The organism is Streptomyces sp. SP17BM10 (assembly GCF_036322405.1).
In the GTDB taxonomy this organism is placed as follows: domain Bacteria; phylum Actinomycetota; class Actinomycetes; order Streptomycetales; family Streptomycetaceae; genus Kitasatospora.
The window spans coordinates 341451-353877 of sequence record NZ_JAQYXB010000675.1 but is presented as its reverse complement, the minus strand read 5'-3'; the positions used below and the strand labels follow the sequence as shown (position 1 = coordinate 353877).

General features: G+C 74.7%; 13 protein-coding genes. 6 read left to right on the top strand and 7 right to left on the bottom strand.

The genetic code is table 11. The annotated features are described in order from the left end of the window. Positions 1-46: 46 nt before the first annotated feature. Positions 47-871 (top strand): helix-turn-helix transcriptional regulator, encoded by an 825-nt coding sequence (locus tag PUR71_RS37330; protein ID WP_329931706.1) that lies wholly within the window; start codon positions 47-49, stop codon positions 869-871. A gap of 19 nt (positions 872-890) precedes the next feature. Here the strand turns inward: PUR71_RS37330 and PUR71_RS37325 are convergent, their stop codons facing one another. Genes PUR71_RS37325 through PUR71_RS37315 form a run of 3 tightly spaced genes read right to left on the bottom strand, consistent with a single transcriptional unit; the run spans position 891 to position 4566 of the window. After that, complete coding sequence (locus tag PUR71_RS37325) at positions 891-3353, bottom strand: FtsX-like permease family protein (protein WP_329931705.1); 2463 nt, start codon at positions 3351-3353, stop codon at positions 891-893. Then, on the bottom strand, positions 3350-4036 hold the full coding sequence (locus PUR71_RS37320; RefSeq protein ID WP_329931704.1) for an ABC transporter ATP-binding protein: 687 nt from the start codon (positions 4034-4036) through the stop codon (positions 3350-3352). The genes PUR71_RS37325 and PUR71_RS37320 overlap by 4 nt, the downstream gene beginning before the upstream one ends. Further along, a complete protein-coding gene (locus PUR71_RS37315) occupies positions 4033-4566 on the bottom strand; it encodes a PadR family transcriptional regulator (protein WP_329931703.1) in 534 nt (177 codons plus the stop codon). Before PUR71_RS37315 ends, PUR71_RS37320 begins: the two co-directional genes overlap by 4 nt. 127 nt (positions 4567-4693) lie before the next feature. Between PUR71_RS37315 and PUR71_RS37310 the strand changes: the two genes are divergently transcribed. Together PUR71_RS37310 and PUR71_RS37305 are read left to right on the top strand one after the other, a co-directional pair. Continuing rightward, complete coding sequence (locus PUR71_RS37310) at positions 4694-5434, top strand: dienelactone hydrolase family protein (protein ID WP_329931702.1); 741 nt, start codon at positions 4694-4696, stop codon at positions 5432-5434. A 66-nt stretch (positions 5435-5500) separates the two neighbouring features. Beyond that, positions 5501-6403, top strand: a complete 903-nt coding sequence (locus tag PUR71_RS37305) for a LysR family transcriptional regulator (protein ID WP_329931701.1) — start codon at positions 5501-5503, stop codon at positions 6401-6403. Here the strand turns inward: PUR71_RS37305 and PUR71_RS37300 are convergent. The 3 genes from PUR71_RS37300 to PUR71_RS37290 all read right to left on the bottom strand — a co-directional run bounded on the left by PUR71_RS37300 (position 6400) and on the right by PUR71_RS37290 (position 9252). Next, positions 6400-7587 (bottom strand): MFS transporter, encoded by a 1188-nt coding sequence (locus PUR71_RS37300; RefSeq protein ID WP_329931700.1) that lies wholly within the window; start codon positions 7585-7587, stop codon positions 6400-6402. The two genes, PUR71_RS37305 and PUR71_RS37300, sit on opposite strands and share 4 nt — an antisense overlap. A 145-nt stretch (positions 7588-7732) precedes the next feature. Then, a complete protein-coding gene (locus tag PUR71_RS37295; RefSeq protein ID WP_329931699.1) occupies positions 7733-8038 on the bottom strand; it encodes a ferredoxin in 306 nt (101 codons plus the stop codon). Continuing rightward, complete coding sequence (locus PUR71_RS37290) at positions 8035-9252, bottom strand: cytochrome P450 (protein ID WP_329931698.1); 1218 nt, start codon at positions 9250-9252, stop codon at positions 8035-8037. The genes PUR71_RS37295 and PUR71_RS37290 overlap by 4 nt, the downstream gene beginning before the upstream one ends. Positions 9253-9827: 575 nt before the next feature. Here PUR71_RS37290 and PUR71_RS37285 point away from each other — a divergent pair. Genes PUR71_RS37285 through PUR71_RS37275 form a run of 3 tightly spaced genes read left to right on the top strand, consistent with a single transcriptional unit; the run spans position 9828 to position 11997 of the window. Next, complete coding sequence (locus PUR71_RS37285) at positions 9828-10913, top strand: S-(hydroxymethyl)mycothiol dehydrogenase (RefSeq protein WP_329931697.1); 1086 nt, start codon at positions 9828-9830, stop codon at positions 10911-10913. Then, positions 10910-11539, top strand: coding sequence for an MBL fold metallo-hydrolase (locus tag PUR71_RS37280; RefSeq protein WP_329931696.1), 630 nt, complete (start codon positions 10910-10912; stop codon positions 11537-11539). Before PUR71_RS37285 ends, PUR71_RS37280 begins: the two co-directional genes overlap by 4 nt. A 56-nt stretch (positions 11540-11595) precedes the next feature. Next, entirely contained in the window at positions 11596-11997 is a 402-nt protein-coding gene (locus tag PUR71_RS37275; protein WP_329931695.1) for a pyridoxamine 5'-phosphate oxidase family protein, read from the top strand. 5 nt (positions 11998-12002) lie between these two features. Here PUR71_RS37275 and PUR71_RS37270 read toward each other — a convergent pair whose 3' ends face one another. Next, positions 12003-12407 (bottom strand): SRPBCC family protein, encoded by a 405-nt coding sequence (locus PUR71_RS37270; RefSeq protein WP_329931694.1) that lies wholly within the window; start codon positions 12405-12407, stop codon positions 12003-12005. Positions 12408-12427: the final 20 nt, after the last annotated feature.

The window sequence follows — 12427 nt, the reverse complement described above, 5'->3', positions numbered from 1 at the left end:
ACGTGCCGAGGACACCACCGGCACAGAACCATGGGGGTGGGGACTCTTGTCGGCAGAGAGACTCATGGTGCCCTGCGAGGCACCGGGCGTTCCCGTCCCGCTCGACCACGACGAGTCGGCCCTCGCCGAACTCCCCGGGCTCGCCAGCCTGTTGCGCGACTGGCGGGCCCGGGCCGGCCGACGGCTCGGCCTCGGCAAGCCGCTGCCGCAGATGACCGTCGCCACCACCCTCGGCATGAGCGAGCGCTGGTACCGCGACCTGGAGCGCGGCGGCAGCGCCCGGTTCGACCCCAGGCTGCTGGGCCGGCTCGCCGACGTCCTGCTGCTGGACGCCGACGAGCGGGCCTCGCTGTACCTGTACGCGATGGGCGGCACCCCGGCCGTCGGGCCGTATGCGCCCGAGGACCTGAGCAGTCTCCAGGAACTGGTCGACCGTCAGATGCCGCAGCCCGCCTACCTCGCGGACCACGCCTGGAACGTCGTCGGCTTCAACAGCGCCGCCGCCGCGTGGTTCCCGTGGGTGGCCCGCCCCGGCGCCAACTTCGTCCGCTGGCTGCTGACCGACCCCGAGGCCCGCGCCCAGATGGCCGACTGGACCCGGCAGGCCCGGATGACGCTCGCCATGATCCGCTTCGCCATGGCCGGCTACCCCGGCGACGAACAACTCGTCGCGCTGCTCACCGAGGTCCTGCGCGACCCGGTCTGCCGCCGCCTGTGGGCCGGCCGGGCCTGCGTGGTCGCCAACCGCGACGGCGACCGGTTCAGCCTGCACCTGCCGCACGTCCGCCCCGAACCCGTCGAGGTCGTCGCCCAGGTGCTCAGCCCCGGCGGCCGGCCGGACCTGCGCTTCGTCGTGCTGGCCCGGCCGTAGGGAGTGTCCCACCGGGCCCTCACTCGTAGCGCAGCCCGCTCGGCCGCATCAGGCGCAGGAGCTGCGGCAGTCCGAGGGCGGTCGTGAGGAGGACGGCACCGGTGGCGATCGCGGCCATCGACAGCATCGCGCCCCAGTCGACGGAGAGGTCGACCCCGGCCGTGTACTGCAGCACGACGCCCGTCCCCACGCCGCCCGCCGTCGCCAGCAGCACGCCGAGGGCCATCGGGACGAGCGTCTGCCACAACACCGACAGGCCGAGGACCCGGCGCCGGGTGCCGACGGCGTTCAGCACGCCGAGGAGGCGGCGCTGCTCGCGGAAGCGCTCCAGCTGGCCGACCAGCAGGCTGAGCGCGACCAGCATCACCGTGACCGCGGAGCCCGCGGTGAGCAGGCGCTTGACGGCGCGGTAGGTCGGGTCGAGCGTGCGGTCGAGCGGGAACTCGGCGCGGGCCCGCGGGTCGATCGCCATCACGTTGCTGGTCAACTGCTCCTTCAGGTCCGCCAGTCCGGGCTTCATCGCGACCAGGACGGTCGCCGGCTGGCCGCGCAGCGCCGCCGCGGGCACCGAGCCGGGGGTGAGCAGGAGCATGCCGCTGCCCATCCGCCCGTCGGGGTCGCCGCCGAGGAAGCCCGGGACGGGCGTGGTGGCGGGCAGCTGCCAGGCCGCCGGTCGGCCCTCACCGCGGAAGAAGGCGGCGTGGACGGTCGTTCCGGGCTCCGCCTTGCCGGCCGCCCGCGAGTCCGGGCCCTTGAGGACGAACGCGTCGCCGTCCTCGCAGTCGGGCAGCGGGACGAAGCCGCGCAGCACGGCGCAGCCGGCGATCCGCACCGAGGGCATCTCCCACGGCTTGCCGGTGGGGCTCTCCAGGGAGAACTCGGTGTAGGCGGCGGTCGCCGCGACCCCTGGCGTGCCGGCGAGCCGCCGCGCGAGGCCGTCGGCCTGGGGCGCGCCGCCGGGGAAGGTGACCGACTGCTGGTAGGGGCCGGTCTCCGGGCGGTGGCGGGGCAGACCCTCGTAGCCCGCGCTGACGCCGAGGAAGAGCGTCTGGAGCGCGATCGCCCCGGCGATGGCGACGACGACGCCGCTGACGGCGGCCGAGGCGGGACCGGAGCCCAGCTGGAGCCGGCGGATCGCCAGCTGCCAGGACACCCCGCCGCCGCCCGCGCGCCGGGTGACGGCCTCGACCAGCCAGGGCAGCAGCGCGCACACGCCGATCAGCATCAGCAGCAGGCCGAACGCGACCAGCAGCGAACCGCGGGTGTCCTGAACGGGGTTGAAGAGGGCGGTGCGCGGCAGCCCGCTCGGGTTGTACTGCGTGGGCAGCACGAGCGCGAAGACCGTCGCCGCGAGTCCGGCCAGCGGCAGCATCAGCCGCCACCCGATCCGGCGTCGGCCCGGGCCGCTGCGGCGGACCACGCCGAGCGGGTCGACGACGACCCGGCGCAGGGCGGCCAGGGTGACGCCGACGGCCAGCAGCGGCACGACGACCGCGATCGCCGCGGCGATCGCCGGGTGCGGGGCGACGTCCTGCGGGTAGAAGCTGAAGTCCGCGAGCCGGATCCGCCCGATCAGCTGCCGGGCGGCCAGGAACAGGCCCGCGCCGGCGACCAAACCCAGCACGGCGCCCACCAGCGACTCGCCGGCGGCGATCCGGGCCGTCGCCCGGCGGTCCGCGCCGCCCAGGCGCAGCGCGGCGAGCCTGCGGTCGCGCCGCTCGCCGCCGAAGCGCGCGGCGGCGGCGAGGAAGACGCCGACCGGGGCGAGCATCACCATGAGGCCGACGGCGTTGAGCAGGATCAGCCGGGGGTCCATCGGCTTGGGCGGTGAGAAGTGCCCGTAGGCGTCGATCCGGACGGCCCCGGTGTCCACGGTCAGGCTGTCGCCGCCGAGCACGTAGTCGGCCTGGGCCGGCCCGAGCAGCCCGGCGGGGCCGATGGTGCCGACGACGGGATAGGGGAGGCGGTCGCGCAGGAGCTGGTTGGCCGGGTCCTCGAGCAGGTCGGCGAGGGCGGGGGAGACCACCATCCGGCCCGGCCCGGGGTAGGCGTCCACGCCCGGCGGCAGCGGCGGGTTGGCGCCCTCGGGCTGGACGACGCGGCCGCGGACGGGGGTGCCGCGGTAGGTCGTGTCGGCTGCGGCGATCAGGACGGTCCGGTCGCCGGGGGCGGGGATGACCTCGTCCTGGAAGGTGTCGTTCTGGGTGTACAGGCGGTCGTTGCGGTGCTGGACGATGCCGGGGAAGGACGCGGTGAACAGCAGCAGCGCCACCCCGAGGCCGACGCCGCACGCGGTGAGCAGGAGCCGGCCCCAGCCGTCCCGTCCGCCGTTCGTCGCCAGGCGCACGCCGAGGCCGAGCTGGTCGAGGAAGGGGGAGCGGACCTTCGCGGCCGTCAGCGTGTCCTCCGTCAGCATGTCCTCCGTCGGGGTGCTCCCGGGCCGGGCGCTCTCGCTCGGGGTGCTGTCGCTCGGGGTGCTCATATCGCCGCCGCCAGGTCGCGGGTGCGGCCGTCGCGGACGACGACCTCGCGGTCGGCGTAGGCGGCGACCCTGACCTCGTGGGTGACGAGGACGACGGCCGTGCCGGCCTCGCGGGCGGTGCGGGTCAGGAGTTTCATGACCCGCTCGCCGTTGAGGGAGTCGAGCGCGCCGGTCGGCTCGTCGGCGAAGACGGCCCTGGGCTCGGTGATCAGCGCCCGGGCGGCGCCGACGCGCTGCCCCTGGCCACCGGAGACCTCGCCTGGGCGCTTGGCGGCGACGTCCGCGACCTCCAGGCGCTCCAGCCACTCGGCGGCGCGCGCCTCGGCGGCCCGGCGGCGGATCCCGTTGAGGCGCAGCGGCAGGGCGACGTTCTCCAGGCAGGAGAGCTCGGGGACCAGCTGGCCGAACTGGAAGAGGAAGCCGAACTCGGTGCGCCGCAGCGCGGAGAGTTCGGCGTCCGAGCAGGCGGTGAGGTCGCGCCCGCGGTAGCTGATGCTGCCGCTGTCGGGGCGGGCGATCCCGGCGAGGCAGTGCAGCAGCGTGGACTTGCCGGAGCCGGACGGGCCCATCACGGCGACGAGTTCGCCGGCCGCGACGTCGATCGAGGCGCCTTCCAGGGCGGGGGTGAGTCCGTAGGACTTGTGCAGGTCCTTGGCGGAGAGCAGGGGCTCGGGGGTGGTCAACGCGGGGACTCCGTGATTCGGGCGGCGAGTTCGTCGAGGCGCGCGGCGGTGAGTTCGAGCCAGCGCAGGTCGGCCTCCAGGTGGAACAGCGCGTGGTCGCAGACCAGTTCGTCGGCGAGGTCGCCGTCGAGCTTGCGGCGGGTCAGCTCGCGCATCGCCTTGAGGTGCTCGGAGCGCTGGAGGTCGAGGATGTCGGCGGCCGGGCGGCCGGTCAGCAGGGCGAGCACGACCTTCTGGTAGAGGGTGCTCTGCAGGTACGCCTGCGGGCTCTCCGGGTGGCCGAGCCAGTCGGCGAGGTCGGTGACGCCGGCCTCGGTGATCGCGTACTTCTTGCGGTCGGGGCCGCCGCCCGCCTCGACGCCCTCCACGACGACGAGTCCGTTCTTCAGCAGCCGGGACAGCGTCGAGTACACCTGCCCGTAGTGCAGGGCGCGGTCGCGACCGAAGTGCTCGTCGTAGAGCCGTTTGATGTCGTATCCGTGGCGGGGCTGGGCTTCCAGCAGGCCGAGGAGCATCTGACCTAGTGACATGCCGGGAACTATACACACCATGTATACAGGGGTGTGAATAGTGAGACGGCGCGGTCGGTGGTGACCGGCGGCGCTAGGATGCGCGCGACATCGTTCGGGCCTCTGGCTCCATTTCACGGGGGAATTGATGAACACTCAGCAGGGCGGCCGGTGGCAGGAGCTCGGCGCGCCGGGCGGCATCGAGGCCTACGTCCACCGACCCGAGGGCGAGGTGCGCGGCGCGGTCGTCGTCTGCCCCGAGCTGTACGGGGTCAACGCCGACGCGAAGGCCGTCTGCGCGGAGCTGGCGGGGCTCGGGTACGTCGCGCTCGCGCCCGACTTCTACTGGCGTGACCGGCGGCGCACCGGGCTCGGCTACAGCGCCGAGGAGCGTGAGGACGGGCTCGTGCTGATGCGCGCCCTCGACCGCGATCAGCTCGTCGCCGACGCCGCCGAGGCGCTCGCCGCCGCCCGCGCCTGGGCCGACGGGCGCGGGGTGGCGTTCGTCGGCACCAGCATGGGCGGTCACATCGCGGTGCGCGCCGCCACCGAGCTGCGCTTCGAGCTGGCCGCCGTGTTGTACCCGGGCTGGCTGCTCAACTCCGGCTTCCCGCTGGTCGGCCCGGTGCCGCCGCTGGAGACGGCCGAGCGCATCGCCGCCAACGGCGTGTACCTGCTGGGCTTCTGCGGCGACCTCGACCACATCCTCCCGCCGCAGGAGTGGCAGGAGGCGGAGCGCAAGCTGACCGAGGCCGAGGTCGAGCACGAGCTGGTCACCTACCCCGGCGTCCGCCACGGTTTCGCCGCCGACCGTCCGGCGGACCACGACGCCGCCGCCACCGCCGACGCCTGGCGCCGCATCCATGCGGCCCTGGCCGAGCGGCTGTAGCGCCCGGCCCGGATTCGGGGCGCACGACCCCTGGGGCCCGGCGGCGCCAGGTCGTACACTTCCCGGGTGGACCGCAGGACGCCGCCCGTACTCCCCGAGCTGCCGCTCCAGGAGCTGGAGTGCTTCTCCGTGCTGGTCCACCAGTTGCACTTCGGCCGCACGGCCGTGGTGCTCGGGGTCTCCCAGGGCCGGGTCTCGCAGCTGATCAAGCGGTTGGAGGGCCGGGTCGGGGCGCCGGTGTTCGAACGGACCAGCCGGCGGGTGGAACTGACGGAGCTGGGGCGGGAGCTGGCCGAGCAGGTGGTGCCGGCCTTCGAACGGCTGCGGGAGGGCTTCGACGCCGCCCGGGCGCGGGCGGCGTCGGCGGACCGGCCGATGCGGGTCGGCTTCCAGTGCGTGGTGTACGAGCCGGTGGCGCGGGCCGTCGCGGGCCTGCCGGAGGGCGCGCTCCAGCTCGTCGAACTGCCCTGGGGGGACCCGTTCTCCCGGCTGGCGCAGGGTGACGTCGACCTCGCCATCGTGCTCGCGCCGTGCCGGGAGCCGGGGCTGCGCGTGCTCATGGAGTTCTCGCGGCAGCCGGTCCGCATCGCCCTGTCCGCCGCCCACCGGCTGGCCCGGGCGGCCGGGGTCTCCGCCGGGGACCTCGCCGGGCTCTCGCTGATCGAACCGCGCGGCCCCGCCCCGGACTACTGGCGCCTGGCGAACGCGCCCCGCCGGCTGCCCGACGGGCGGGAGCTGGCGTACCCGGCGGGCGCCGCGACCGTGCAGGAGGGGCTCTCGACGGTGGCCGGCACGTCGCAGGGCCTGCTGCTGTGCGAGGCGAGCGTGCGGTACGTCCAGCGCCCGGACATCCGCTACCTCCCGGTGCCCGACCTGGAGCCGTCGACCCTGCTCGTCGTCCGGCGCGAGCGGGCGGTGCACCGGCTGACGGAACGTTTCCTCGCGCTCCTCGAGACGTACGCCGCCTAAGCGCCGTGGGGCCGTGAGGCGAGGGCGACGAGCAGCCCGGCGGCCGTCGTCAGCGCCGCCGCGAGGAGCACCGCGCGGTTCCCGGCGTGGTCGATGACGAGGCCGCCCGCCAGCGAACCGAGCGCGATGCTCGCGTTGAACACGCCCGCCCACAGCGCCCCCGAGGCCTCGATCCGGGCCGGGTCGGCGGTGCGCACCCACGTCTGCGTGGAGACCGACACCCCGCCGTACGAGGCGCCCCAGAGGACGATCGCGAGCACGACCGTCACGAGGCTGCCGGTGAGGACGGGCAGCAGGCCGGTGGCCAGCGCGACCCCGGCGAGGGCGGCGGACACGGCTGCCTTCGGGCTGCGGCCGGCGAGCGGGCCGAGCGTGAAGTTCCCGGCCACGCCCGCGAGTCCGTACACCAGCAGGCAGGCCGCGATGACGCCGGTGCCCAGGCCCGCGTCGGCCTCGAGCACCGGGCGGACGTACGTGTAGCCGGTGAAGTGGCCGAGGACGACGAGCGTGGTGACGGCCAGCCCGGTGGCGACGCCCCGGTGCCGCAGGACGCCCGCGATCCCGTCGAGCCGCCCGCGCTCGTGCACGGGCAGGGCGGGCAGCGTGCGCGCGAGGACGGCGGCGCACACCACGCCGAGGAGCGCGAGCGCCCAGAACGCGGCGCGCCAGTCGAGCAGCGCCGCGAGGTAGGTGCCCAGCGGGACGCCGAGGACGGAGGCGATCGAGACGCCGGAGAACACCATGGTGGAGGCGAGGGCGATGCGCGGACCGTCGACGAGGCGCGGCGCCAGGCCGGGCACGAGCCCCCACACGATGCCCATCGCCAGGCCGAGCAGGATCCGGCCGGCCACGAGGACGGTGAAGTCGGGCGCGCTCGCGGTCACCGCGTTCGCCGCGGCGAGCAGGAGCAGATGGCCGACGAGCACGCGCTTGCGGTCGCGCAGCCCGATGAGCGCCGGGACGAAGGGGGAGACGCCCGCCCCGATGAGCCCGGTGATCGTCAGGGAGAGGCCGGCGACGCCGTCGGTGACGGAGAGGCTGTCCGACATCGGCGTGAGCAGCCCGACCGGCATCATCTCGGCGGACACCACGGTGAACGTGCTCAGGGCGACGGCGACGATGGGGGACCAACGGGCCTCGGAGGAAAGTGAGTTGGCCGGAGCGAGGACTTCCGTGTTCTTCATGGCCCCAGCTCATCAGCCGGGCCGGAGGCGAGCAAGATCGATGAGCTCATGGATCGATTAGCCGGACTCATGGCTCCGTGTGGGGTCGCGGGCGCCCCGGCCGCGGTGCCGCCCTTGTCGGCGAGACGGGCGGCACCGCGGGGTCTCACTCCGCCGGGGCGATCCGGTACCCGCCGCGCGCCGAGTACAGCGTCAGCGCCTCGACCGGACAGAAGTCGACCGCTTCGGCCAGCTCGGCCGTCAGCGCCGCGCCGGCCCCGCCGTACCCGGCCACCGGCTCGGCCAGCCCCTCCGCCCCGAGCGCCAGCGAATCCGGCGCGCCGAGGGCGCACATCCCGGAGCCGATGCAGCGGTCCCGGTCGACCCGGACGACGACCGCCTCGGCGCCCGGTTCGGCTTCGGTGCCCGGATCGGGGCCCGCTTCGGGGTCGGTCCCGGGGCCGGCCGTCACCAGGCCACCTGCAGCGAGTTCGGACTGCGGGTCAGCAGCCCGCGCCGCCAGTCGATCGAGCCGGCCGGCTCGGTGAGCCGCAGCGCGGGCAGCCGGCGGGCCAGCCGGTGCAGGGCGAGCTCGAGCTCCATCCGGGCCAGCCACGCGCCCAGGCAGTGGTGCGGCCCGGCGCCGAACGTGTACATCGGCGCGACGAGCGGGGAGAACAGCTCGGTCAGCAGGTCCCCGGTGAAGACCTCCGGGTCCATGTTGGCCGCGTTGGTGTCCGCCGCGACCACGCTGCCGGCCGGGATGACCACCCCGCCGATCTCGACCTCCTCCACGGTGCGCCGCAGCAGGCCGGGGAAGTAGTCGGTGTCCCCGAGCGGCACGGCCCGCAGCAGCTGTTCGGTCGCGGCGGCGGCGCTGGCCTCGTCGGCGGCCAGCCGCTGCCAGGCGTCGCGCCCGTCGCCCAGGAGGTAGACGAGGGCGTTGCCGAGCGACGTCATCGTGGTCTCGTGCCCGGCCACCACCAGCCCGATCACGAGCGTGACGAGCTGGCCCTCGGTGATCGAGCCGTCCTCGGCGGCGGCCGCGAGCAGGCTGCTGACCAGGTCCTCGCCGGGGTCGGCGCGCCGCTCGGCGATCACGGCGGAGCCGAACTCGGCGAACTCGCCCATCGCGGTGACGATCGCCTCGGCGCTGTAGGCGGTGGTGGAGAGCGCGTGGTCGCTCCAGTGCGCGAGCCGCTTGCTGTCCAGGTTGTCCAGCCCCATCAGCCGGCTGATCACCGCGACCGGCAGCGGGCGGGTGTAGCCGGCGACGATGTCGGCCGGGTTGCCGTGGTCGATCAACTCGTCGATCAGGCCCTCGATCACCGAGGCCACCCAGGGCCGCCAGCGCGCGATCGCGCGCGGCGTGAACGCCCGCTGCACGGTGCGGCGCAGCCGCTGGTGCTCGGTGCCGTCGATGTTCAGCATGCTGTTCGGATCGTCCAGCAGGTTGGGCGCGTTGGTGAGCGGCGGCGCGTCCGGCGCGTACAACGGGGCGCGGCCGAGCCGCGGGTCGGTGAGGACCTGCCGCACGTCGGCGTGCCGGCTGACCAACCAGACCGGGGTGCCGGTGGGCAGCGCGGAGAGCCGGGGCGGCCCGGCTTCGGCGTGGCGCGGGCAGTGCAGCGGAGTGAGCGGGGCGGTGCCGGTGCCGGCACCGGTCGCACTGTTCTCGGCGGACATCCGTACTCCAGACTCCAGGGCGGTGGGCCGCGCGGGCGGCCCGGCGGGGGGTGGAACCGGGGAGGTGCGGGGGACGGGTGGGGCGGGCCGGCGGACGGCTCGGCTCTGGCCGGCGGGTGGGAACGGGTCGGGCGGACGGGACCTGGTCCGCGGGACCGGGTCGGGAGAGGTCGGGCATGCCGATCGTGCCGGTCGGGGTCGGCCCGCGGATGGTGCCGGGCGCGCCGATCGCCACGGGGTGTGCTGAGCGTCATCGGGTGGACCACTTCTGCTACGACCGTACGTGGGCGGCGGTCCGCCCGTCTGCGGTACTTCCGGCCAACACCGATGCTTTCCGGGCACTTCGGCGCGTCCGCACGGGCGCCCGGCGCCCGCGGTGCGCCCCCGGTCGAGCCGCGCCCAGGCCGTCGTCGAGTATGCCGCCGTCATATCCCGTGACCAGGGCGGACGGTGATCCGGGTCACCGGACCCACTCGCCGGACGGGCGCGGGCGTGGACGATACGCTTCGTGGCAAGTGGTTCGACGCAGGTCACGCCGGGTGCGACGGCGCCCCGGCCGACGGAGGTGGAAACGGATGGCCCAGCAGGTCAAGGCAGTCATCGCGCGTGCCAAGGGCGCGCCCGTGGAGGTGACCACGATCGTCGTGCCGGACCCGGGCCCGGGGGAGGCCGTCGTCCGGATCCAGGCCTGCGGCGTGTGCCACACCGACCTCCACTACCGGGAGGGCGGGATCAACGACGAGTTCCCGTTCCTCCTGGGCCACGAGGCCGCGGGCGTCGTCGAGTCGGTCGGCGAGGGCGTCACCGAGGTCGCCCCGGGCGACTTCGTCGTCCTCAACTGGCGCGCGGTGTGCGGCCAGTGCCGGGCGTGCAGGCGCGGACGTCCGCAGTACTGCTTCGACACGCACAACGCGAAGCAGAAGATGACGTTGCTGGACGGCACCGAGCTGTCGCCGGCGCTCGGCATCGGCGCGTTCGCCGAGAAGACCCTCGTCGCGGCCGGCCAGTGCACCAAGGTCGACCCGGCCGCCGAGCCGGCCGTCGCGGGCCTGCTGGGCTGCGGGGTGATGGCCGGCCTCGGCGCCGCGATCAACACCGGCGGCGTCGGCCGGGGCGACTCCGTCGCCGTGATCGGCTGCGGCGGCGTGGGCGGCGCGGCGGTCCTGGGCTCCCGCCTGGCGGGCGCGGCGCGGATCATCGCCGTCGACATCGACGACCGCAAGCTGGAGACGGCCCGCGGCCTCGGCGCCACCCACACCGTCAACTCCCGCACCACCGATCCGGTCGAGGCCATCCGCGAGCTCACCGGCGGCCACGGCGCGGACGTCGTCGTCGAGGCGGTCGGCCGCCCCGAGACGTACAAGCAGGCCTTCTACGCCCGCGACCTCGCCGGCACCGTCGTCCTGGTCGGCGTGCCCACGCCGGAGATGACGCTGGAGCTCCCGCTGCTCGACGTCTTCGGCCGCGGCGGCTCCCTCAAGTCCTCCTGGTACGGCGACTGCCTGCCCTCCCGGGACTTCCCGATGCTCATCGACCTCCACCTCCAGGGCCGCCTGGACCTCGGCGCGTTCGTCACCGAGACGATCGAACTCGACGCGGTGGAGCAGGCGTTCGAGCGCATGCACCACGGCGACGTGCTCCGCTCGGTGGTGGTCCTGTGACTGTCCGCGTGGACCGTCTCGTGACGGCCGGGGTCTTCGAACTCGACGGCGGCAGCTGGGAGGTGGACAACAACGTCTGGATCGTCGGCGACGACACCGAGGCCGTGGTGATCGACGCCGCCCACGACGCCGACGCGATCGAGGCCGCGCTCGGCGGGCGCAGGCTGCTGGCGATCGTCTGCACCCACGCCCACAACGACCACGTCGACGCCGCCCCCGCGCTCGCCTACCGCACCGGTGCGCCGATCCTGCTGCACCCCGACGACCTCCCGCTGTGGAAGCTCACCCACCCCGAACGCCTCCCGGACGGCGAACTCGCCGACGGGCAGCGGATCGAGGTGGCCGGTACGGCGCTGACCGTCCTGCACACCCCCGGCCACGCGCCGGGCGCCGTCTGCCTGCACGCCCCGGAACTCGGCACCGTCTTCACCGGCGACACCCTGTTCCACGGCGGACCAGGCGCGACGGGCCGGTCGTTCTCGCACTTCCCGACGATCATCGACTCCATCCGGGACCGTCTCCTCACCCTCCCGTCCGAGACGGTGGTCCGCACCGGCCACGGCGACCCGACCACGATCGGCGCCGAGGCCCCGGCCCTGCCGGAGTGGATCGCCCGCGGTCACTGACGCCCGGCGGCCCCCGGGGCGGTTCCGCCCGTCCCGGGGGCCGTACGATCGCGGCCATGGCCCACGACCCCCGCGACCTCGACGACGCCTTCCTCGCCTTCTGGCGCGAGCGTCACATCGCCACCCTCACCACGCACCGCCCCGACGGCTCCCCGCACGTGGTGCCGGTCGGCGTCACCTTCGACCCGGAGACGGGCATCGCCCGGGTGATCACCAGCCGCACCAGCCGCAAGGCCCGCAACGTCGCCGAAGCCGGCCCCGGCGGCCAGCGCGTCGCCGTCTGCCAGGTCGACCGCGCCCGCTGGTCCACGCTGGAGGGCGTCGCGGTCGTCCGCTCCGCCCCCGACGACGTCGCCGACGCCGAACGCCGCTACGCCGAGCGCTACCGCGAGCCCCGCGTCAACCCGGACCGCGTGGTCCTGGAGATCACCGTCGACCGCGTCCTCGGCCGGGCGTAGGGCGCCTACTCCGCCAGGGCGGGGGCGATGCGCCGCAACACACCCGGCCACCCCTGCTCCATGCCCTGGTGGGCCTGGCGGCCCATCGGGGTGTCGAGGTCGAAGCCCGCGTGCTCCAGCAGCAGGCGCGTGCCGCGGCCCTCGGGGACGAGGCGCCAGGTCACGGTGGTGTCGAGCGTGCCCTCGGCGAAGCTGTAGCCGAGCAGCCGCCCCGGCTCGACGGCGGTCACCTCGCACGGCTGCTGCCCCCACGGCCCCATGTCGAGCGTGAACCGGTGCCCCACCACCGCCCTGACGTCCCCCGCCGCCCACCACCGCGCGTGCAGCGCCGGATCCGTCAACGCCTCCCACACCCGCGCCGGCGGGTACGGCAGGAACTCGTCACAGGTGATGACGGCCTTCTCGGTCATGAACTCTCCTCATCCAGAAA

What these genes read in the sequence shown, in the direction of transcription:
- PUR71_RS37325 (WP_329931705.1), bottom strand. Translation starts at nt 3,353, where the DNA reads ATGAGCACCCCGAGCGACAGCACCCCGAGCGAGAGCGCCCGGCCCGGG.
- PUR71_RS37315 (WP_329931703.1), bottom strand. Translation starts at nt 4,566, where the DNA reads ATGTCACTAGGTCAGATGCTCCTCGGCCTGCTGGAAGCCCAGCCCCGC.
- PUR71_RS37310 (WP_329931702.1), top strand. Translation starts at nt 4,694, where the DNA reads ATGAACACTCAGCAGGGCGGCCGGTGGCAGGAGCTCGGCGCGCCGGGC.
- PUR71_RS37300 (WP_329931700.1), bottom strand. Translation starts at nt 7,587, where the DNA reads ATGAAGAACACGGAAGTCCTCGCTCCGGCCAACTCACTTTCCTCCGAG.
- PUR71_RS37290 (WP_329931698.1), bottom strand. Translation starts at nt 9,252, where the DNA reads ATGTCCGCCGAGAACAGTGCGACCGGTGCCGGCACCGGCACCGCCCCG.
- PUR71_RS37285 (WP_329931697.1), top strand. Translation starts at nt 9,828, where the DNA reads ATGGCCCAGCAGGTCAAGGCAGTCATCGCGCGTGCCAAGGGCGCGCCC.
- PUR71_RS37275 (WP_329931695.1), top strand. Translation starts at nt 11,596, where the DNA reads ATGGCCCACGACCCCCGCGACCTCGACGACGCCTTCCTCGCCTTCTGG.
- PUR71_RS37270 (WP_329931694.1), bottom strand. Translation starts at nt 12,407, where the DNA reads ATGACCGAGAAGGCCGTCATCACCTGTGACGAGTTCCTGCCGTACCCG.